This window comes from Rhizobium sp. A37_96 (assembly GCF_053521765.1).
On record NZ_JBNWDS010000004.1, the window covers coordinates 315,743 to 337,700 of the forward strand.

Below are 21,958 nucleotides of genomic sequence, written 5' to 3' on the forward strand. Positions count from 1 at the left end.
GACAACCCTACTCCGCCGCCTGCGCGTGCGGGCGCTGCTCGATCGCGTCATCCTCGTCGTCTTCCGCCGGCTTCGGCTGCTTCCAGGCGATCAGGCGGTAGAACATCGGGATGAAGAAGGTGGCGATGAAGGTCGCCGCCAGCATGCCGCCGATGACGCCGGTGCCGATGGCATGGCGGCTGGCGGAGCCGGCGCCGCTGCTGATGGCCAGCGGCACGACGCCGAGAATGAAGGCAAGCGACGTCATCACGATCGGGCGGAAGCGCAGCCGCGCCGCCTCGAGCGCGGCTTCCGCCGCACTCATGCCTTCCTTGCGTTTCAGCACGGCGAACTCGACGATCAGGATGGCGTTCTTCGCCGCCAGGCCGATCAGCGTCACCATGCCGATCTGGAAGTAGACGTCGTTGGTGAGCCCGCGCAGATAGGTGGCAAGCAGCGCGCCGAACAGCGCGAAGGGGATCGCGGTGATGACGGCGAGCGGCAGGCTCCACTTTTCATACTGCGCGGCCAGGATCAGGAACACCATGATGATGCCGAAGACCATTGCCTGCGTGCCGGCGCCGCTGGTCTCCAGTTCCTGATAGGCGGAACCCGTCCAGGCGATCTGGAACCCTTCCGGCAGGGTTTCCGCCGCCACCTGCTGCATGGCCTTGATCGCGTCGCCCGACGTATAACCCGGCGCCGGGTTGCCGGTGATCTTGGCGGCATTGAAGGCATTGTAGCGCTCGAGCTGGTCCGGCCCGATGGTGCGCGTCACCTTGATGAGCGTATCGAGCGGGATCATCTTGCCGCTGTCGGAGCGGACGAAGACCTGGCGCAGATCGTCGGGCGATTCGCGGAACGGCGCTTCCGACTGCAGGTTGACCTGATAGTTGCGGCCATAAAGCGTGAAATCGTTCACGTAGAGGCTGCCGAAGGTCGCCTGCATGGCGTCGAAGACGGAGTTGATCGGCACGCCGAGCGCCTTGGCCTTCTCGCGGTCGAGATCGGCGCGGAACTGCGGAACGTTGGTGTCGAGCGTGGTGCGGACACCCGCAAGCTCCGGCCGCTTGGAGGCGGCAGCCACGAGCTTCTGGGCCTGATCGGAAAGCCCCGAGACGCCCTTGCCGCTGCGATCCTGAAGATAGACCTCGAAACCGCCCGTGGTCGAAAGACCCATGATCGGCGGCGGATTGAAGGCAAGCACCATGGCATCCTTGATGCCCATGTTGGCGCCGATCATCGGGCCGGCGAGATTGCGGGCATCGAGTTCGGGCGTCTTGCGTTCGCTCCAGTCCTTCAGCGTCACGAAGGCAACGCCGGCGCTGCTCTTCAGACCGCCCGACAGAAGGTCGAAACCCGAGACCGCAAAGACGTTTTCGACGCCGGGCAGCTTCTGGGTGTTGACCATCGCCTCGTCCATGACGGCCTGCGTGCGCGTCAGCGACGCGGCCGGCGGCAGGATGGCGATCTGGAACAACGAACCCTGGTCTTCGTCCGGCACCAGCGATCCCGGCAACGTATAGAAGAGATAGCCCGTCACGCCGAGCAGGCCGGCGACGAGCACGCAGCCGACGATGACGCGCTTCAGGAAGAAGGCGACGCCGGCGGCATAGCCCCGCGTCAACCCGTCGAAGGCCCGGTTGAAGATGCGGAACGGCAGGACCGGTTCATGATGGCCTGGCTTCAGGATCAGCGCGCAGAGCGCCGGCGTCAGCGTCAGCGCCACGATGCCGGACAGGGTGACCGAGATCGCGATGGTGACGGCGAACTGCTTGTACATCTGGCCCGCCAGCCCGCCCATGAAGGAGACCGGAATGAAGACGGCGCAGAGCACGAGCACGATGGCGATGACAGGACCCGTGACCTCGCCCATCGCCTTGATCGCCGCCTTCTTGGGCGACAGCTTCTCCGTCGACATCAGGCGCTCGACGTTTTCGAGCACGACGATGGCGTCGTCGACGACGATACCGATGGCCAGCACCAGGCCGAACAGCGTCAGAAGGTTGATCGAGAAGCCGAGCAGGTACATGCCGGCAAAGGTGCCGACGATCGAGATGGGCACGGCGATGATGGGGATGAGCGTCGCCCGCCAGTTCTGCAGGAAGACGAAGACGACGATGACGACGAGCAGGATCGCTTCGATGAAGGTGTGGATCACCTCCTCGATCGACACCTGAATGAACTTCGTCGTGTCGTAGGGGATCTCATAGGCGACACCCTGCGGGAACGACTTCTGCAGCTCGTCCAGACGCGTCCTGAGCGCCTTCATCGTGTTCAAAGCGTTGGCGCCCGGCTGCAGATAGACGGCGATCGGGATCGCCGGCGTGCCGTTGAGGCTGCTCTGAACCGAATAGCTCTTGGTGCCGAGCTCGATGCGCGCCACGTCCTTCAGCCGCAGCGTTGCGGCATTGGCGGTCGAGCGCAGGATGATTTCGCCGAAGGCATCGACGTCGGGCAGGCGCCCCTGCGTCGTCACGGTATAGGTGAAGGCCTGCGGATTGTTGCTCGGCTGGTCGCCGAAACGGCCGGCGGCAAACTGCGAGTTCTGTTCCTGGATGGCCGCCGCGACATCGCTCGGCGTCAGATTGTACTGCGCGAGCTTGTCGGGCCGCAGCCAGATGCGCATCGAATAGTCGATATCGCCGAGCAGGTTGACGTCGCCGACGCCCGGAATGCGCTTGAGATCGTCGACGACGTTGAGCAGCGCATAGTTGCCGACATAGGTGCGGTCATAGCGGCTGTCGGTCGAGTACATGGCGATGAAGCCGAGGATCGACGTCGAGCGCTTGGTGACGACGACGCCAAGGCGCGTCACGTCCTGCGGCAGGGTGGAGACGGCACGCTGCACGCGGTTGTTGACGTTGATCGCAGCCTGGTCCGGATCCGTGCCGAGCGCGAAGGTCACCGTGATCTGCATCGAGCCGCTGTTGGAGTTCGTCGACTGCATGTAGAGCATGTTTTCGACGCCGTTGATCTGCTGCTCGAGCGGCGCGGCGACGGTCTGCGCCACCGTCTCGGCGCTGGCGCCGGGATAGGTCGCGGTGACCACGACCTGCGGCGGCGTCAGCTCCGGATATTGCGCGATCGGCAGGATGCGCAGGCAGACGGCGCCCGCAAGCAGGATGACGATCGAGATCACCGCCGCGAAAACGGGGCGATCGATGAAGAATCTGTTGCCCAACATCAGTTCTGCGCCACCTTTTTCGCGTCCTTGGGCGTTGCGTCCGCCGTCGCCTGTACCGGTGCGCCCGGGCGCACCTTGATGATGCCTTCGGTAATCAGCTTGTCGCCGGCCTTGAGGCCGGAAAGCACCAGCCAGCTGCTACCGATCTTCTGGCCAAGCGTGACCGGGTTGACATGCGCCTTGCCGTCCTGGTCGATCGTGTAGACGAACTGCCCCTGCGGGCTCTGCATCAGCGCCACTTCGGGGATCGTGATGGCGTTGTCGAGCGAAACGCCCGTCACCTTCGCGCGCACGAACTGGCCCGGCAGCAGACGACGGTCGGGATTGTCGACCACGGCGCGGGCCTGCAGCGTACCGGTCGACACGTCGATGGTGGACGAGGTGAAATCGACCATGCCGTCATGATCGTAGGTCGTGCCGTCGCCGAAGGAAATCTTGACGCCGAGATTGGGCGCTTCGCCCTTGGCCTTCTTCATGTCGATCAGCCGGCGCACTTCGGCCGCTTCGGCATCCGAGAAGGAGAAATTGACGTAGACGGGATCGAGCTGCGTGATGCTGGTGAGTAGCCCGCTATCGCCCGTCGTGCCGATCAGGCTCCCCTCGGAAACCTGTTCCAGGCTGGTGATGCCGCCGACCGGGGCCGTGACCTGGGTATAGTCGAGATTGAGCTGCGCCGTCTGGACCTGGGCTTGCGCGGCGGCAACCGCCGCTTCCGCCAGCTGCCGGGTCGAAGTCGCATCATCGCGCGCCTTCTGGGTAACGGCGTTCTGGTCGAACAGGGTGATGTTGCGCTTTTCCTCTCGCTGCCCCTGGGCCAACTGAGCCTGGCTTTGCTGCAATTGCGCCTGAGCCTGGGCAAGCGCCGCCTTGTAGGTTGCCGGATCGATGAGGAAGAGCACGTCGCCGGCCTTGACCTCGGCGCCTTCGACAAAGTTTCTTTTCAACAGGATACCGCCCACGCGGGCTCGCACATCGACTTGCCTAAAGGCGGAGATGCGCGCAGCATATTCGTAAGCGAGGGCCACGGTCTGGGGCTTGACGTCGACCACGGTCACCTGTGGCGGCGGCATCTGTCCGGCCTGCTGCGCGAGGGAGGGAGATGCGCAGAAAAAGAGCAGTCCAGCGGCAACGAGACTGTTGCGCAGAAGGGGGGATTTATACGTCGTCATGGGAAAATCACCGCGAGATTCGACATTTTTGTTGCGTCGCAATATACAAACATACATGAATGATTGTAAATATCAAATCGACGTGACTTTTACCTCCGACATCGGAAGCCACATGCCGGCTTCAGATATTATCACGTAAAATCATGTAGATAGACCGAGGCGAAATCCCCCGTTTCGCTCGTGGAAGTTTTTGAGGAGGCGCATGCGCAGAACGAAGGAAGATGCAGCCAAGACCAGGGAGGAAGTCCTCACCGCTGCTGCCGAGATTTTCTATGAGAACGGCGTCAGTGGCTCGAGCCTCGAAAAGATCGCCAAACGCGCCGGCGTAACGCGCGGTGCGATCTACTGGCATTTCAAGGACAAGGCCGAGGTCCTGACCGCGCTGCACAGCGAGATCCGCCTGCCGCAGGAGGCCATCGTCGACTATGCCATCGAGCATGGACACGACGACCCCCTCGGCCTCATCGAGCAAGGCGCTATCGAAGTTCTGCAGATCCTGGCCGAAGACGAACACCAGCAGCGTGTCTTTGCCATCATGATCCTCGGCTGTGAGTTCACGGAGCATCTGACCGACGCGGCCCAGCGGATCGTCACCGCCAATGACGAGATGTTCGGCAAATTGCAGAAGCTGATCGAGATGGCCCATGAGCGCAACACGCTCGGACCGCTATGGACCGTCGATGCCGCCGCCCGCGGCATTCAATGCTCGATGAACGGCCTGCTTGCCGAGTGGCTTCGCTCGGGCAAATCCTTCCCTCTGGTCGATGTCGGCGAGCGGCTCATCCGCGGCCTCGTCGGTTCCATGCGCTGCGGCGACAGCCGATAGTCATCCGCCGGCGTGCCGGGTCGCCTCGGCGAGGGAAATGTCCGACTTGATTTCCCGCGTCGACATCGATGTCACGGTGTGACGCACGCCGGGCAGCCGGTTCAGTTCCTGCCGGAGCAGACGATCGAGCGCGGCCATGTCGGTCGCCAGGATATGCAGGAGATAATCGGCCTCGCCCGTGGTGGCGTGACAGCGCCAGATCAGCGGGTGCCGGCGCACGGCGGTTTCGAAAGCGTCGAAGCGCTCCACATCGATCGACACCTGCACGAAGGCTTCCAGCCCGAAGCCAAGGCGGGCCGGGTCGAGAAGCGTCCTGTAACCCCTGATCACCCCCGCTTCCTCCAGCGCCTTCACCCGCTTCCAGCAGGGCGTCTTGCTGAGCCCGACCAGATCGGCAAGCGCCGCAAACGAGATGCGCGCATCGGCCTCCAGCGCGGCAATGATCTTGTGGTCGAGCGCGTCCAATTCCATCGTTCTCTCCAGAGCAGTATTGATGATCGATCGTACTCTATTTCTCCAATTTTGGATGACAAATAGGAACAATGTTCAAGCCGAAATTTCGTATTCTCGAAAAAGAGCAAACGTGCTTGGCGGCAAGGAGCCGGGATAAAGGGAACGAAGATGAAGAAGGAAGATTATTACGCGCGCATCGAGGCGCCTGAGATGCGCGACTACGGTGTTTATCTGCAATGCGACAAGCTGCTTGCCTGTCAGAAGCCGTTGAGCGGCATGGTCAACGGCGATGAATTGCAGTTTCAGATCGTTCACCAGGTCGAAGAGCTCTGGATGAAGCTCATGGCCTATACGCTGGTCGATGTCATCGACTTCATGGAGAAGCACGAGACGCATCGCGTCGTCACGCTCATGGGCCGCGTGAACCGGATCATGCGCATGATGACGGCACAGCTCGACCTCCTGGAAACCATGTCGCCAAGGGAATACCAGGAAGTCCGCCTGCAGCTCGGCAATGGCAGCGGCCAGGAATCGCCGGGCTTCAAGTTCCTGCTGCGCATGCCGCCCGACCTCTGGCACGCCTTCAAGGCGCATTATCTCGACGCCCCCGGCCTGACGGTCGCGGACATCTATGATGGGAAATACGATCACGGCGATAGCTATGTGGTCGCCGAAGCGCTGGTGGAATATGACGAACTGTTCCAGAAATTCCGCGCCAACCACATGTATCTGATCCAGCGCTCCATCGGGCTCGGTTCGAAGTCGCTGAAGGGCCGCCCTGTCGAACTGCTGCAGGCCGGCGCGCGCCATCGCTTCTTCCCCGACCTGTGGGATATCCGCGCCGAGATGACCGATCGCTGGGGCAGCCAATACGGCGTCGTCCGCGATTCCATTTCCAAGCACGACGCCGCCGAATAGGCGCCGGCCGGAAAACACCTTCCGCCGCGGCTGAAACGCGGCGGAAGCCCCTTGGCTTATTCAGGCTCAAAGGCAGGCCTGTCATCCGTATCGATGCGGAAAGCGCGACCCGAAGCCCTCGCGATAGAGATCCTCCCGACTTTTCAGCGCCAGCCAACCCGGCACTCCGGCCGAATATGGCGTTTTCTCCCGAACGGCTCACCCGTTTTGCCTGCTCCGCCTTCCGGCGCGAGGCGCACGGTCGTACTGCGTTCGCCAATGAACAAGATGGCTCCTCCCTGCCACAAAGTCTGGAAACCGGGGCATTTCCGTCAACAAAAATGCAAAAACCATGAAATATAGCATATTGCATAAATCTGTTGCCTGGCATATTTGTTTAGTAACCTCACAGTCCGACCCTCCCCCGGAGCCTGCCGCATGACGCAAATTCAGGAAGCCACGGCGCGACAGCGCGCATGGAAGTTCGCCAGCCCTGACGAGGACGACCGTCCCAGCCTTCCTGAAGTCAACGCCACCGTCATGGTGCCTCACACCGGCAGCTGGATCCGGCGCCTGATCGCCTTCATCGGGCCGGGCTACATGATTTCCGTCGGCTATATGGACCCCGGCAACTGGGCGACCGATCTGGCCGGCGGCGCGCAGTTCGGCTACACGCTTCTCACCGTCATCATGCTGTCGAACCTGATGGCGATCCTGCTGCAGGCGCTGTCGGCCAGGCTCGGCATCGCCACCGGCCGGGATCTCGCCCAGGCCTGTCGCGATCACTATCCGCGACCGGTCAATCTGGCTCTCTGGCTCGCCTGCGAACTCGCGATCATCGCCTGCGATCTTGCCGAAGTCATCGGCACGGCGATCGCGCTGCAACTCCTGTTCGGAATCCCGCTGATCGGCGGGGCGCTGATCACCGCGCTTGACGCCTTCCTGCTGCTGCTTCTGATGAGCAGGGGCTTTCGCTATCTCGAAGCCTTCGTCATCGCGCTTCTGATCGTCATCGCCACCTGTTTCGCCATCCAGATCGCCGCCGCCGCGCCGCCGGTCGCCGCGATCCTCCACGGCTTCATCCCGTCGCCGGAAATCGTCACCAATCACGCGATGCTCTACATCGCCATGGGCATTATCGGCGCGACCGTCATGCCGCATAACCTCTATTTGCATTCCTCGATCGTGCAGACCCGCGCCTATAAGCGCACCGAGGAAGGCCGCCGCGATGCCATCAAATGGGCAACCGTCGACAGCACCGTCGCCCTGATGCTGGCACTCTTCGTCAACGCCGCCATCCTGATCGTCGCCGCCGCCGCCTTCCACAACAGCGGCCATGCCGATGTCGCCGAAATCGGCCAGGCCTACGAACTGCTGTCGCCGCTTCTCGGCCTCGGCATCGCATCCACCTTGTTCGCGGTGGCCTTGCTCGCCTCCGGTCTCAATTCGACCGTGACGGCGACGCTGGCCGGGCAAATCGTGATGGAAGGTTTCCTGCGCCTGCGGATTCCGCACTGGGCGAGACGACTTTTGACCCGCAGCCTCGCAATTATTCCGGTTGTGTTCGTGACTGCCATTTATGGTGAAAAGGGTACTGCCGATCTGCTCGTGCTCAGCCAGGTCGTGCTCTCCATGCAGTTGCCCTTTGCCGTCATTCCCCTGGTCCAGTTTGTGACAAACCGCGAGAAAATGGGCAGTTTCACCGTCTCCAGAAGCGTTGCCGTCCTTTCGTGGATCGTTGCGGCAATCATTCTTGTGCTGAACTTCAAGCTGCTCTACGACACCATCTTCGGTTGACGAATCACCCGGAACGCGCGAATCTGCACCTGTGGATGTTCACGGCAATTAACGGCCTCGTAATATTTGCCCAGATTTTGCCATGATTTGCCCTAGTTTGGGCCCACCGCAATCTGCAGGGTTCCTCAATTCATGGCCGAAAGTCCATTGCGCGTTCAATTTCCTGCAGAGGCTGCGATCCAGGCTCGGCCGCATCATGATTTTCATATTCCGTTTCTGCCGCGTTCCGCCCATCTGCGCCATCTGATCGCCATCGGCCTGGCAGGCACCGCCTCCTTCGGTCTTCTGGCAACCGTGCTCTATCCGCTGTTGGCCCATCATACGATCGAGCAGGCCGTGCCGATGCGCACGGCACAGCTGGCGCCGTCGCAGCCGGCAATGCACAAGAGCGAGCGGCTGGCCGCCAAACAGCGTTTCGACGGCGCCCGCTTCGCGCAGGTGGCCGAGAAGATGTCCAGCGGCGAGACCCGCATCTTCACCTATCACCGCACGACTCTGGTCTTCAAATCCGACGAAGCCGGAATGACCCGCGACAGCGCCGGCCCCATCAATGCTTCCTATGCCGGAGAACGTGTGGAAAACCTTGCGTTTTCGCCGCCCTCCCTGTCGGATATCCGTCATGGCATCTATCCGCAGGCAACGCATTATGATGCGGTCCGCCGCTCCCGTTTCCCCGTTCGCGGCGTGCCGCTGAACGTCAGCGTATCCCGGGCGACGACCGGCGAGCAGGGCCGCGAGTTTCGTCGCCTGGTGTCCATGCCGAAGGACAAGCAGGACCTGCAGGATATCCTTGCTTCCGCGGGCCTCAGCAGCGATGCGGGCGACGAGCTGCAGCGCGCGCTCGAGACCGATACCGTTTCTCCCGGCGACAGCCTGGAACTGCTGCTTGAAAAGAAGAGCCCCAACGCCCGCCCGAAGCTGGTCATGGCCCGCTTGAGCGGCGAAAAGACCCCCGAGCGGGTCGTCGCCCGCGACGACGCCAATGGCTTCGTGCCGATGGCAAACGACAGGCTGTTTTCCACGCTCTATAGCGAAAGCCAGGCGGAAGCACCGTCCTCTTCGGAAGTTGCGGCGGTCGATCTCAAGAATGTCGACGACAGCGACGAGACGACGGTCAGCTCCAAGCTCGAAAAAGCCGGCCTGAGCAAGGAATATGCCGCCCAGCTCATGAAGCTCGCAAAGGCCAAGGGCATTTCGCTGACCAGCGCGGACGATGCACCCGACAGCGTCGACCTGCTCTTCCGCAAGTCGGATGACGGTCGCAACGAGCTGATGTTCATCGAATTCCACGCCGACGGCGATACGCACCGCTTCTATCTGCACAAGAACGACGACGAAGGCTCTTCGGAATTCTACGACGAAGGCGGCCACTCGATCGCCAAGTCGCTCGTGCACCGTCCCGTGCCGAACGGCACGCTCGGCGACGGCTTCGCATGGCGCATCCATCCCATTCTCGGCGTGAAGAAGTTCCACAACGGCGTCGATTTCCGCGCCCCGATGGGAAGCCCCATCCAGGCCGCCGGCGACGGCGTCGTCGAGAAGATCTCCTGGGAAACCGGCTACGGCAAATATGTCCGCATTCGCCACGACGGCGGCTACGAGACCACCTATGCCCATATTTCGGCAACGCCATCGGACCTGCGGATCGGCCAGCGTGTCACGCAGGGGCAGGTCATCGCCTATGTCGGCTCGACCGGCTATTCCACCGGCCCGCATCTCTACTACGAGCTGCGCGTCAACGGCCGCTATGAAAACCCGCTGACGGCGCAATTGCCGGCCGGCACCAACCTGACCGGCAAGTCGCTCGACAGCCTGCGCTCGCAGGTCAGCCACGTCGAGAACATCATGAGCTATCTCGACGTTCCGGCGGCGACACACGACAATCCGACGGCGGCCTTCTCCAGCTTCGATCGCGGGCCGAGCTTGGGACCAAGCTTCGGGCCGAACCATTTCGGCGCTCCCTCGCCATAAGCCTGCCGACGATCCATGCGCATGAGGTCGGCCTAGGCCCATGCGGGCAGCAATGGCGCCTCGTTGGCGAATGCGATATCAATTCTCCGATACATCTGTAGGGACGATATCCCCGATCCCCGCCTGCCACGCAGGCATGAGCCGGATATCGACATACGGCAATCCGCAGGGAGCAGAAATTGGCGCGCAAGCCGTTGCCGGAACCGAAGGATACGCTGCCGAACGACAGCCGGCCTCTGCGCGCCGATGCGCGCCGTAATCGTGACACGCTGATCGAGGTCGCGGCTCAGGCCTTCGCCAGCCATGGCACAGATGCTTCCCTGGAGGATATCGCCCGCCGGGCGGATGTCGGGATCGGAACGCTCTACCGCCATTTCCCGAGCCGGGAACATCTGGTGGAGGCGGTCTACCGCCACGAAGTCGAAGCGCTTTGCGAAGCGGCCGGGACGCTTGCCGGCGAACTTGCTCCCGACAAGGCCCTGGAAGAGTGGATGCACCGCTTCGTCGGCTATATCGCCACCAAGCGCGGCATGGCCGACAGCCTGCGCATTCTTCTCAACAGCAATTCCAAGCTCTTTGCCGACAGCAACGGCAGGGTGCCCGTCGCACTTGCAGGCCTGATCGAAAAAGCGGTCGCCGCCGGCTCGATCCGCGCCGATGTCGACAGCACGGATGTGCTGCATGCGTTGTCAGGCACCTACTCCATGCCCAATTCGCCGGAATGGCACGATCGCTCCCGCCGCCTCGTGCGCCTCTTGATGGATGGCCTGCGCTGGCCGGTGCAAAAGGGCTGATAATCCGCGCGGGCCTTCCTATATGTCTTGAAACAGGAACGGTGGAGTTGCCTCAGGCACGGAAACTGCCCGCCCTTTACCTCACCCCAGGAGGCCCATCATGTCGGAAAGAGCAGTCAAGATCCCCGGTCCCGATCACCCCATCACCATCGAGGACAAGCATGCCCATGTCACCGTCTCCGTCGCCGGCAAGATAATTGCCGACACGAACGACGCGCTGTCGCTCAAGGAGGCGTCCTATCCGGCCGTGCTCTATATTCCCCGCAGGGATGTCGACATGGCGGCGCTGCAGAAGACGAGCCATGAGACCTACTGTCCCTACAAGGGCGAGTGCTCCTATTACAGCATCCCGGCCGGCGGCGAGGGTTCGGTGAACGCGATCTGGAGCTATGAAAATCCCTACGCGTCGGTCAGCCGGATCAAGGATTACATGGCCTTCTACCCGGACCGCGTCGATTCGATCGACATCGTCACCTGAGCGATTCCAGGAAAAATGCGTAACGGCTTTCCGTCCCGGCATTGCGGGACGGCAAAGAGATGGAGCGGCTCGGAGAGCCCGGCTGAACCATTCTAAAGAGCAAGCCCGCTCGACGCATCGAAGACGTAGACCTGCTCCGGGCTGATGGAGACGTTCAGCGGCTGCCCGTAACGCACCGGCGCCTCGCCGTCGACCACGGCGGTCACCTGATCGCCCGCAAGATCGAACAGCACATGCGTCTGCGCGCCCGTCGGCTCGACCAGAAGGGTCTGGCCGGTGAGCGGCGAGCCATTGCTGACAAGGCTCAAATGCTCGGGTCGCAGGCCGATCTTCACGCTCTGGCCCGCCTTGACCTTACGCTCGTCGGCAATGCGGATCGGCGTGCTGTCCTTCAGCCGCACCGCAGGCGCGCCCTCGACGCCGTCCACCACGCCGTCGAGGAAATTCATCGCCGGCGAGCCGATGAAGCCGGCGACGAACAGATTGGCAGGCTTGCGGTAGAGCTCGATCGGCGTGCCCTGCTGCTCGATATTGCCCTGATTCAAGACGACGATGCGGTCGGCAAGCGTCATGGCCTCGATCTGGTCGTGGGTCACGTAGATCGAGGTGGTCTGCACCTTCTGATGCAGCGCCTTGATTTCGGAGCGCATCTGCACGCGCAGCTTCGCGTCGAGGTTGGAAAGCGGCTCGTCGAACAGGAAGACGGCGGGATTGCGCACGATGGCGCGGCCCATGGCGACGCGCTGGCGCTGGCCGCCGGAAAGCTGCGCCGGCTTGCGGTCGAGCAGCTTGGTGAGATCGAGCATGCGCGCGGCTTCGTTGACCCGCTGTTCGATGACCTGCTTGGTCTCGCCCGAGAGCTTCAGGTTGAAGCCCATGTTCTGGGCGACCGTCATGTGTGGGTAGAGCGCGTAGGACTGGAAGACCATGGCGATGTTGCGCTCGCGCGGCGTCATGGCGTTGACCACCTGCCCGCCGATCGACACGTCGCCGTCAGTGATTTCCTCCAGCCCGGCGATCATCCGCAGCAGCGTGGACTTGCCGCAGCCGGAAGGCCCGACAAGCGCGATGAACTCGCCGTCCTCGATCGCCAGCGAGATATCGTGGATGATCGTGAGCGCGCCATAGGCCTTGTGGATGTTGTGCAGTTCGACGGATGCCATGTTGTTTGCTCCGATGAGAGCAACTCCAGGAAAAGTGCGAAGCGGTTTTCCGTCCGGAATTGCGTCAAAACAAAAAGATGGAGCGGTTCAGGGTTTCCATGAAAGGCTGAACCGCTCCAGGCTCAGGATTTCACCGCACCGGCGGTAAGACCGGCGATGATGTGCTTCTGCGCCAGGAAGAAGACGATGATGGTGGGCAGGATGGTGAGCGTGATGAAGGCGAGCACCAGCTCCCATTCCGTGCCGAACTCGCCGCTATAGACCATCATGCCGAGCGGCCAGGGATAGATCGAATCCGAATTCAGCATGATCAGCGGCAGGATGTAGCTGTTCCAGCTGCCGACGAAGGAGATGATGCTGACGGTGGCGATGATCGGCCGCGAGAGCGGCAAGGAGATATGCCAGAAGAAGCGGATATAGCCGCAACCGTCGACAAACGCCGCCTGGAACAATTCTTCCGGAAGGTTTCGAAAATAGTTTCTAAAAAGCAGGATGCTCATGCCGAGGCCGAAAGCCACCTGCGGCAGCACCACGCCCCAATAGGTGTTGAGCAGGCCGAGATCGCGGATGCGGATAAACAGCGGCAGGATGGCGGTGGCGGCCGGAAACATCAGGCCGATGAGGAAATAGTTGAGCAGAAAGTTCGAGCCGAAGAACTTCACATGCGCGAAGGCGAAGGCCGCCATGGCCGAGACCGACAGCGTCAGGAACACCGTGAGGACGGCGATGATGAGCGAATTCATCATCTGCCGCCAGTAGCGGTCGCCGAACAGGATGCTCGTATAATTCTCGAAATGCCATTCGGCCGGCAATCCGAAGGGATTGGTGCGGAGATCGCCGAGCGTCTTGAAGCCGCCGAGCGCGGTCGTCGCGAGCGGGATCAGCACGATGGCGGCGATGATGGTCAGCGACACGTAGAGATAGATCTTCGTGCCGGTGGTCAGTCGAACGGATGAGGCCATATCAGTCATTGCGCATAAATATCCGTTTGTAGCCGAAGGCGAGGGTGACGCAGATCACGAACAGCACGACGCCGACGGCGCTGCCGAGGCCGACCTGCATGCGGGTGACGCCGAAATTGTAGAGGAAGGTCACCATCGTCTGCGTCGAGTTGAACGGGCCGCCGCCGGTGAGCGGCATGATCATGTCGAAGAGCTGCAGCGATCCGACGACGGCGAAGAAGACGGAGAGACGCAGCGTCGAGCCGAGCAGCGGCAGGGTAACGTAGCGGAACTTCTGCCAGCCGGTGGCGCCGTCGATCTCGGCCGCCTCGAGCACGCTTTTGTCCAGCGACTGCATGCCTGCGATGAACAGCATCATGTGAAAGCCGAAATATTTCCAGACGATGACGCCGAGCACGGCATACATCGCCAGATCCTTGTCGGCGAGCACATAGGGCGTGGCGGTGCCGAGGAAATGCGCGATCGCGGCAAACAGCCCGTAGTCGCCGTCATAGACGAAGCGCCAGATCAGGCCGGCGGCCACTTCCGCCAGCACATAGGGCAGGAAGAAGATCAGCCGGAAGAGCACGACGCCGCGAATGCGGTTCGCCAGCATCGTCGCGAGCCAGATGGCGAGCGGCACCTGAATGGCAATCGAAACCAGAATGATGAGCGCATTGTTCTTGAGCGACGTCAGGAAGGCGCCGTTCTTGAACAGAACCTGGAAATTGCGCAGCCCCACGAATTCCGTCGGCGGGCCATAGCCGTTCCAGCGATAAAGGCTGTACCAGGCCGCTTCGCCCATCGGCAGAATGACGAAGATGGTGAAAAGCAGCAGCGCCGGCGGCAGGAACAGCAGGATGACGGGCATGCGGCCGTGCGCCGACGGCGATTTACGCTTGGCAGTCGGCCTCGCTCTTGCGACGGAAGGCATGGCGGTCGTGGCGCTGACATCGGTCATGGGCGGTCTCGACGATTGAAATTCAAAAGGAAGACTGGCGCCGACGCAAGAAACGCCGGCGCCGGATGCCGTTAAAGCTGGTCCTGCTCGAAGGCGTCCTGAACCTGCTGCGCGCCATCCTTCGGCGACAACTGGCCGGAGACGATGCCGACGGAAATGTCGTTGACGACGCGGCCGACGGAGGGACCCAGATCCTGGTCGAAGAAGTTCTGGTGCCACGTCGAATGCGCCAGCTGGTCGGCGGCTCCACGCATCAGCGGCGACTTGATGCCATCTTCCGCGCCGACGGCGACGGGAATGATCAAACCGCCCTGCGCGATGGTGCGCTCATTCTCGGCATTGGTCAGATAGGCGAGGAAATCGAGCGTTTCCGGCGGTGCCTTCTTGGTGACGGCCCAGCCGTTCAGGCCGCCGAGCGTATCCGTCGGAGCGCCCGCGCCGCCGGTCACCGCCGGGAAGGCGAAGCGGCCGATATTGTCGTCGGCCAGGCCCTTGCCATCGCCCGAATTGACGCGCTGGGTGGCGACCGTCGTCTCGAAGCTGAGGATCATCGCCGCCTTGCCGTCGCCGAAGACGCCGAGCGTCTGCGGCCATGTCGCGCCGAGATAGCCGGGCTGGAAGGGATCGAGCTTGCCGAGTTCCGCAAGCTGTTCGCCGGCCTTGATGATCGCCGGGTCGTTGAAGCCGTTGCCCTTGCCATTCTTGGCGTCGTTGAAGACCTGCTGGCCGCCGTCGCGCATGACGAGATAGCTCCAGTAGAAATGGATCGGCCACTTTTCGCCGCCGCCGCCGGCGATCGGCACGATGCCGGCCGCCTTGATCTTCTTCACAGCAGCCAGATAGTCGTCCCAGGTCTTGATGGCATCGGCATCGACGCCCGCCTTGGCAAACAGGGCCTTGTTATAGAAGAAGGAAACCGTGCCCATCTGATAGGGAACGGCGCTGATCTTGCCGTCGAAGGTCAGGCCCTTGATGGCGGCCTGGTTGTAGCTCTTCTTCCAGGCCCCGTCCTTGGCATCCATCGCCGGGGTCAGGTCGAGCAGCGTGCCGGTCTCTTGCTGCTGCTTCAGCACGCCGCCGCCCCAGCTATAGAACAAATCGGGAGCATCGTTCGATTGCAACAGGGTCGGCAGCTTGGCCTTGAAGGCCTCGTTGGCCAGGAACTGCATCTCGATCTTCGTGCCCGGATGCTTGGCCTCGTACTCGTCGGCGATCTTGCGCCAGATGGCGACATAGGCCGGATTGGCCTCAAGATGCAGCCATTTGACGGTGGTGTCGGCAAAAGCGCTCGTCGCGCCGGCCAGAACAGCCAATCCGGCAGTGGCGGCAATAGCGGCGCTGCGAAGGGCTTTCGCCCCACGTAGATGGATCATGATTTTCTCCTCCCAAGGGAACCAAGAGCCTCAATATTTTTTCCCTTATGCGGAATAATTCAACGGAGCTTTGCTGAAATGTCAACCACCGCCGCTAAATTTTCGGCAGATTGCCGGTAAAACGGCTTGACATTGGGCAATGACCATAGGTTATTTAATTCGCATTCCGTTAAAAATACCAGGCCGCAGCCGAGCGGGTCCGTCATTCGGCATCAGTCTCATGAAAACAGCAGATCCCGAACTTATGCGGGCGATAAACCGCTTCAACGTGCTGGATACGATCCGGCGGGCGGGCTCCATCGCACGTATCGAAATCAGCGACCGCACCCAGCTTTCGACCACCACGGTCTCGGCAATCACGGCATCGCTGCTCGATGACGGCCTGATCCTGGCGCGCACCGAGGGCGACCTGCGCGAGGCGGCGGCCCGTGGCCGGCCCCGCGTCATGCTGGAACTCAATCCGGATGCCGCCCGCGTCGTCGGCGCGAAAATCGCCGCCAACCGCATGGTCTTCGTCGTGACGGACTTTCGCGGCGAGGTTCTTTCCACGCTGACGCTGGCGCTGCGCGTCGATCGGCAGCCGATCGGCGTCATCGCCGACCTGATCGAGGATGGCGTGCGCCGCTGCGTGGTGGACGCCAATCTGGCTCTCGACGAGATCGATTCCGTCTGCCTCGGCCTGCCGGGGGTCATCGAACATCGCACCGGCCATGTGCGCACCAGCCCGATCTTCCGCGAAAGCGGCGTCGATTTCGCCAAGGAAATGTCGGAGCGGCTTGGCGTCACCACCATCGTCGAAAGCGACGCGCACGCGATCACGCTGGCGCATCACTGGTTCGGCAGGGCGAGAGACCTCGACGACATGGTTCTGGTGTCGCTGGAACAGACATTGGGGCTCGGCGTTCTGCATGGGGGCCAGCTCTTTCGCGGCGCCGGCGGCCTTAGCCACAATCTCGGCGATCTCGTGCTCGGCATGGGGCCGCAGGGCACCGTCCGGCTGGCAAGCCTTGCCGGCGAGAGCGCCATTCTCGGCGATCAGCCGAGCGGCCGCTTCGCCGAAGCCATTCGCCTCGGCCGGGGAATGGCCCATGCCAAGACGCTGATTGCCGCCGAAGACAATGCGCTGATCGGCGCTGCGATCCGCGCCGGCGAAGCCTGCGGCATGGCGCTCGCCAACATCGTCACGCTGTTTGCCCCACCGCGCGTCATTCTCGTGGGATCCAGCCTGGCGCTCGGCCAGCCCTTTCTCGACAGCCTTCGGGAAGCCTATTCGCTGGCCATCCCGCCATCAATCAAGGGCGTGACCGAACTCGTGTTCGACCAGTCGACCGACGAGACCTGGGCGCAGGGTGCGGCCGTCGTCGCGCTGCGCGAACTCTACGAATCGCCCTGGGGAACGACGGGACCGGCGCCGGCCCTCTGAGCCCTAAGCAATTCCAGGAAAAGTGCGCAGCGGTTTTCCGGCCGGAATTGTGTCGAAACAACAGGATAGAGCGGCTCAGCGCCTATGCGAAACGCTGAGCCGTTCCAGGACAGACAAAGACAATTCATCTGGAGGACGTTTATGAACAAGGTCGGCATCGGCATAATCGGCTGCGGAAACATTTCCGGCGCCTATCTCACCGCCATGAAATCCTTTCCCATTCTCGACATCAAAGGCGTGGCCGACCTCAATCGCGAGCTCGCCGAGGCAAAGGCCTCCGAATTCGGCCTGAAGGCGGTCGATATCGCGACGCTTCTCGCCGACCCCTCGATCGAGATCATCGTCAACCTGACCATCCCGAAGGCGCATGTCGCCGTCGGCCTGCAGGCGCTGGACGCCGGCAAGCACACCTATTCGGAAAAGCCGCTCGGCATCAATTTCGCCGAGGGCAAGAAACTCGCGGATGCGGCTGCCGCCAAGGGCCTGCGCATCGGCGCGGCACCCGATACCTTCCTCGGCGGCGGCCATCAGACGGCGCGCGCCATCATCGACGAGGGCGCGATCGGCATCCCCGTCGGCGGCACCGCCACCTTCATGTGCCCCGGCCACGAACGCTGGCATCCGAATCCGGCTTTCTACTATGAAGTCGGCGGCGGCCCGATGCTCGACATGGGTCCCTACTACATCACCGATCTCGTCAACCTGCTCGGGCCCGTCTCGCAGGTCGCAGGCTTCGCCGTGACGCCGCGCAAGGAGCGCATCATCACCAGCGAGCCGCGCAACGGCGAGCACATTCCCGTGCATGTGCCGACCCATGTCGCCGGCGTCATGGCCTTTGCCAGCGGCGCCGTCGTGCAGATCGGCATGAGCTTCGATGTCGCCGGCCACAAGCATGTGCCGCTCGAAGTCTACGGCACCGAAGGCACGCTGATTGTGCCCGATCCCAATCGCTTCGGCGGCCCCGTCGAGTTCCTGAAGAAGGGCGGCGAGTTTGCCGAACGCGAGATCACCGCGCCCTATGCCGATGGCAATTATCGCTCGCTCGGCGTTGCCGACCTGGCGCACGCCATCCGCTCGAGCCGGCCGCACCGCGCCAATGGCAGCCTCGCGCTGCATGTGCTCGAGGTCATGGAAGCCTTCCAGACGGCCTCCGACGGCGGGCGCACGGTCACCATCACGACGCAAACGGAGCGTCCCGCCCCTCTGTCCGAATCCCTGGTGGACGGGCAGATCGGCCGCTAACGACGCATTTTCAGGAGGATTATCATGCGTGAAGCACTTATCGTCTGGGGCGGCTGGAGCGGCCACGAACCGCAGGAATGCGCCCATATCATCCGCGACATGCTGGAGGAGGATGGCTTCAAGGTCTACCTCGAAAACAGCACCGAGGCCTTCGCCGACCCTTCGATCCACGATCTCAGCCTGATCGTGCCGATCGTCACCATGTCGAAGATCGAGAAGGAAGAGGTGAAGAACCTCGCCGCCGCCATCGAAAGCGGTGTCGGCATTGCCGGCTACCATGGCGGCGCGGGCGATTCGTTCCGCGAAAGCGTCGAGTACCAGTTCATCATCGGCGGCCAGTGGGTCGCCCACCCCGGCAACATCATCGACTACACGGTCAACATCACGCGGCCGGACGACCCGATCATGGAGGGGATCACCGATTTCCCCTACACGTCGGAGCAATATTACATGCATGTCGACCCCTCGAACGAGGTGCTGGCCACCACGACCTTTACCGGTGATCATGCCTACTGGATCGACGGCGTCGTCATGCCCGTCGCCTGGAAGCGCAAATACGGCAAGGGCCGCGTCTTCTATTCCTCGCTCGGCCACCAGGCCAAGGAGTTCGACGTGCCGCAGATGAAGACCATCTTCCGCCGCGGCGCCAACTGGGCCGCGCGCTGAAAACAAAAGTCTTCGTGCGGCGGGGCATTATCCAGGCCCCGTCAAACAGGCGAAAATCCTCATATCGAAGCCGATTGCCGCCCGCATCTTTCATGATTGCGGGCGGCAATTTGCTTTACGATGACGGCGCAAACTGTCACAGACTTGACACATTCGCTTCGCGCGCAAACTATCCTTACCCGGATCATGATATCGAGACATATCAGAAGCGTTTGATATGCCTTGCGGATTTCAGCAAAAGGAGAACAGCGTGAGAAACGGATATACCGGGCGCCGAGCGCTCGTCGCAGCCATCAGCCTCGTCGCCGCCCTGCCGGCTCTGGCCGCCGATCTGCCGGACGCCATGCCGGACGACAATCTCAACGCCGTTCTCTGGGACCAGACATCGGTCGAGGCGCAGGCCAACGCGCTCGGCGCCTATACGCTCGGCCGCATCCGGCTCGACGAGGCATTGGCGGACAAAAGCTGGACGGCAGCCCCTGTCGAGCAGACGGGCAATTTCCAAGATTTTCCGCCGGCGGTCATCCTCGATGTCGACGATACCATCCTGAACACCTCCCCCTATCAGGCGCGCAACATCACGACGGGCAGCAGCTTCACCGCGGACAGCTGGACGCAATATGTGAATGCCCAGCAGGACAAGCCGATCGCCGGCGCGGTGGAATTCACCCAATACGCCGCCTCGAAAGGCGTGAAGGTCTTCTACGTCACCAACCGCACGGCCGACGAGGAGAAGCCGACCGTCGAGGAATTGAAGCGCTTCGGCTTTCCGATGGGGGACAACGTCGACACATTCCTCAGCGTCAAGGAGCAGCCTGACTGGACCTCCGCCAAGGGCACGCGCCGCGCCTTCATCGCCAAGAACTATCGCATCCTGCTGATGTTCGGCGACAATTTCGGCGATTTCACCGACGATTACAAAGGCACGGTCGAGGAGCGGCAGAAGGTCTTCGAAGCCAATATCTCCCATTTCGGCCACGACTGGATCGCCATCGCCAACCCGACCTACGGCTCCTTCGAAAGCGCGCCCTATAAGGGGGACTACAAGCTTCCGCCGGAACAACAGCGTCGCATGAAGCAGGACGCGTTGACGCCCTGGGATGGGAAGTAGGAATTTGCACTGCGTTGGAGGAGGGTGCGATACCCTCCTCTGTCGCGAAATGACGGAGGGGGCCGCTCCTTATGCGGCCACAACCCCAATCACCCCTTCTTGAGCTTGGCCTTGCCTTCGTCCACCAGCTTCTGCGCCGCCTCGGCGACCGTGATCTTGCCGAAAGCGAGCTGGTCGGCGACGGGGCGCATGACGTTCTGGTCGAATTCCCCGGAGCCCATCGGCGCCGGCGGCGGATAGTCGCCCACCTGGTCCTTCAGCAGCTCGACATATTTTACCGTCAGCTGCTCCACCGGATTGAGCTGCGGCAGGATCGCCTCGCGCACGGCCGGCGACATCGGCACGCCGCGTTCGACGCCGAGGATCTTGCCGGCATCGACGTCGTTGACGAAGAAATCGATGAATTTCGCAGCCGCTTCGCCATTCTTGCTGCTGGCGCCCACGCTCCAGATGAGAGCGGGACGATAATAATGGCCGGAAGGACCGTCCTTCTTCTCGCGCGGCAGCATGGTGACCGCCAGCTTGCTCTTGACCACGAGCTGGTAGCCGACGAGCTGGTTGGAATAGGCCATGCCCATCGCCGATTTGCCGAGCGCCAGGCAATTGCTTTCGATGACGTTCTGGTCGAGCGTCTGCACATCGGGCGGCACCGTGCCGCCGCGTTTGCGCAGGTCTTCCCAATAGGAATACCATTCCTTGGCGTCGTCGACGCCGAAGCCGAGATCGCCTTCCTTGGTATAGAGGCTCTTTCCACGCTGGCGCATCCAGGCATCGAGCACGTAGTTGTAGCGCGCGCCATAGGGCCCGCCCCAATAGGCCCGCTTGCCGGCGGCCTTGGTCATTTCGACGGCCAGGTCGGCATACTCGGCCCAGGTCGTCGTCGGGCCGGGCGGGGTCAGGCCCGTCTTCTTGAAGATATCCTCGTCATAGAAGAGCGAAAAGGAATTCAGCCCGAGGCCGACGCCATAGAGCTTGTCGTCGATCGTGGTCAGCTTCAGCATGTCCTTGCCGAAAGCATCCACCTTCAGGGTCGAAGGCACGAACTGGTCGAGCGGCAGGCAGGCGCCGCGCTTCGAATAGTCGGAGATCGTACTCGGCTCCAGCTGGAAGACATCGGCGATGTTCTGGCTTGCCATTCCGGTCGCAAGCTTGGTCCAGTAGCCATCGCCGCTGATGCTTTCGCCGATCACGGAAATATCGGCATTCTTGGCGTGAAACAGCTCCGCGACGGCGACGGTGCGCTTGCCGCGGTCGGGCGAGCCCCACCACATGGCGCGCAGCTGCGTCGCATCCGCAAAGGCCGGCATCGCTCCTCCCGCGAAGGCGAGGCCAGCCGCGGTTCCGGCAGCTCCGATCATGAACGAACGACGATTCATGCGCATGAGATTCCTCCTTCTCTTGCGTTGTCATCCGCGGCGGTCTCCCCGACGCCTCCTGCGGACAAGTCGGCGTGAGGATATGCAACTTGATTACAGCACGCAATAAAAAATCTCTCTATTGCAAATTTGCGTAATTTTGCATAATTTT

General features: G+C 62.1%; 18 protein-coding genes. 10 read left to right on the forward strand and 8 right to left on the reverse strand.

The genetic code is table 11. The annotated features are described in order from the left end of the window. Positions 1-7: 7 nt before the first annotated feature. Both ACQZ6J_RS15270 and ACQZ6J_RS15275 read right to left on the reverse strand, forming a co-directional pair. Positions 8-3,166 (reverse strand): efflux RND transporter permease subunit, encoded by a 3,159-nt coding sequence (locus ACQZ6J_RS15270; protein WP_163987183.1) that lies wholly within the window; start codon positions 3,164-3,166, stop codon positions 8-10. After that, positions 3,166-4,335 carry an efflux RND transporter periplasmic adaptor subunit gene (locus ACQZ6J_RS15275; RefSeq protein ID WP_163987184.1) on the reverse strand — a complete coding sequence of 390 codons (1,170 nt, stop codon included), beginning with the start codon at positions 4,333-4,335 and terminating at the stop codon, positions 3,166-3,168. Before ACQZ6J_RS15275 ends, ACQZ6J_RS15270 begins: the two co-directional genes overlap by 1 nt. Positions 4,336-4,537: 202 nt before the next feature. Between ACQZ6J_RS15275 and ACQZ6J_RS15280 the strand changes: the two genes are divergently transcribed. Then, entirely contained in the window at positions 4,538-5,161 is a 624-nt protein-coding gene (locus ACQZ6J_RS15280; RefSeq protein ID WP_163987185.1) for a TetR family transcriptional regulator, read from the forward strand. On the opposite strand, the gene ACQZ6J_RS15285 is transcribed toward ACQZ6J_RS15280, so the two are convergent. Beyond that, complete coding sequence (locus ACQZ6J_RS15285) at positions 5,162-5,632, reverse strand: Lrp/AsnC family transcriptional regulator (RefSeq protein ID WP_163987186.1); 471 nt, start codon at positions 5,630-5,632, stop codon at positions 5,162-5,164. 150 nt (positions 5,633-5,782) lie between these two features. Between ACQZ6J_RS15285 and ACQZ6J_RS15290 the strand changes: the two genes are divergently transcribed. The 5 genes from ACQZ6J_RS15290 (at position 5,783) to ACQZ6J_RS15310 (ending at position 11,551) form a co-directional block, all read left to right on the forward strand. Next, entirely contained in the window at positions 5,783-6,532 is a 750-nt protein-coding gene (locus ACQZ6J_RS15290; protein WP_449084666.1) for a tryptophan 2,3-dioxygenase family protein, read from the forward strand. Between the two features lie 417 nt (positions 6,533-6,949). Further along, positions 6,950-8,308 carry an Nramp family divalent metal transporter gene (locus ACQZ6J_RS15295; protein WP_449084667.1) on the forward strand — a complete coding sequence of 453 codons (1,359 nt, stop codon included), beginning with the start codon at positions 6,950-6,952 and terminating at the stop codon, positions 8,306-8,308. Positions 8,309-8,440: 132 nt separating this feature from the next. Continuing rightward, the gene (locus tag ACQZ6J_RS15300) at positions 8,441-10,279 is read left to right on the forward strand and encodes a peptidoglycan DD-metalloendopeptidase family protein (protein ID WP_449084668.1); all 1,839 of its coding nucleotides are present in this window, start codon (positions 8,441-8,443) and stop codon (positions 10,277-10,279) included. Positions 10,280-10,458: 179 nt separating this feature from the next. Beyond that, a complete protein-coding gene (locus ACQZ6J_RS15305; protein WP_449084669.1) occupies positions 10,459-11,073 on the forward strand; it encodes a TetR/AcrR family transcriptional regulator in 615 nt (204 codons plus the stop codon). 100 nt (positions 11,074-11,173) lie between these two features. Then, a complete protein-coding gene (locus tag ACQZ6J_RS15310) occupies positions 11,174-11,551 on the forward strand; it encodes a DUF427 domain-containing protein (protein ID WP_449084670.1) in 378 nt (125 codons plus the stop codon). Positions 11,552-11,643: 92 nt separating this feature from the next. Here ACQZ6J_RS15310 and ACQZ6J_RS15315 read toward each other — a convergent pair whose 3' ends face one another. From ACQZ6J_RS15315 to ACQZ6J_RS15330, 4 genes are all read right to left on the reverse strand, one after another. After that, complete coding sequence (locus ACQZ6J_RS15315; protein WP_449084671.1) at positions 11,644-12,714, reverse strand: ABC transporter ATP-binding protein; 1,071 nt, start codon at positions 12,712-12,714, stop codon at positions 11,644-11,646. 122 nt (positions 12,715-12,836) lie between these two features. Continuing rightward, positions 12,837-13,685 carry a carbohydrate ABC transporter permease gene (locus ACQZ6J_RS15320; RefSeq protein ID WP_163987193.1) on the reverse strand — a complete coding sequence of 283 codons (849 nt, stop codon included), beginning with the start codon at positions 13,683-13,685 and terminating at the stop codon, positions 12,837-12,839. Continuing rightward, entirely contained in the window at positions 13,678-14,616 is a 939-nt protein-coding gene (locus tag ACQZ6J_RS15325; RefSeq protein ID WP_163987194.1) for a carbohydrate ABC transporter permease, read from the reverse strand. The genes ACQZ6J_RS15320 and ACQZ6J_RS15325 overlap by 8 nt, the downstream gene beginning before the upstream one ends. Before the next feature lie 71 nt (positions 14,617-14,687). After that, positions 14,688-15,989, reverse strand: coding sequence for an ABC transporter substrate-binding protein (locus ACQZ6J_RS15330; RefSeq protein WP_163987195.1), 1,302 nt, complete (start codon positions 15,987-15,989; stop codon positions 14,688-14,690). Positions 15,990-16,209: 220 nt separating this feature from the next. Here ACQZ6J_RS15330 and ACQZ6J_RS15335 point away from each other — a divergent pair, with 220 nt between their 5' ends. The 4 genes from ACQZ6J_RS15335 to ACQZ6J_RS15350 all read left to right on the forward strand — a co-directional run bounded on the left by ACQZ6J_RS15335 (position 16,210) and on the right by ACQZ6J_RS15350 (position 20,431). After that, positions 16,210-17,412: an ROK family protein gene (locus ACQZ6J_RS15335; RefSeq protein ID WP_449084672.1), complete on the forward strand. Its 1,203-nt coding sequence runs from the start codon at positions 16,210-16,212 to the stop codon at positions 17,410-17,412. Between the two features lie 141 nt (positions 17,413-17,553). After that, positions 17,554-18,654 (forward strand): Gfo/Idh/MocA family protein, encoded by a 1,101-nt coding sequence (locus ACQZ6J_RS15340; protein ID WP_449084673.1) that lies wholly within the window; start codon positions 17,554-17,556, stop codon positions 18,652-18,654. 24 nt (positions 18,655-18,678) lie between these two features. Further along, complete coding sequence (locus ACQZ6J_RS15345) at positions 18,679-19,320, forward strand: ThuA domain-containing protein (RefSeq protein WP_015341580.1); 642 nt, start codon at positions 18,679-18,681, stop codon at positions 19,318-19,320. A 250-nt stretch (positions 19,321-19,570) separates the two neighbouring features. Then, positions 19,571-20,431, forward strand: a complete 861-nt coding sequence (locus ACQZ6J_RS15350) for a 5'-nucleotidase, lipoprotein e(P4) family (protein ID WP_449084674.1) — start codon at positions 19,571-19,573, stop codon at positions 20,429-20,431. 89 nt (positions 20,432-20,520) lie between these two features. Here the strand turns inward: ACQZ6J_RS15350 and ACQZ6J_RS15355 are convergent, their stop codons facing one another. After that, on the reverse strand, positions 20,521-21,813 hold the full coding sequence (locus tag ACQZ6J_RS15355; RefSeq protein WP_449084675.1) for an ABC transporter substrate-binding protein: 1,293 nt from the start codon (positions 21,811-21,813) through the stop codon (positions 20,521-20,523). Between the last annotated feature and the right edge of the window lie 145 nt (positions 21,814-21,958).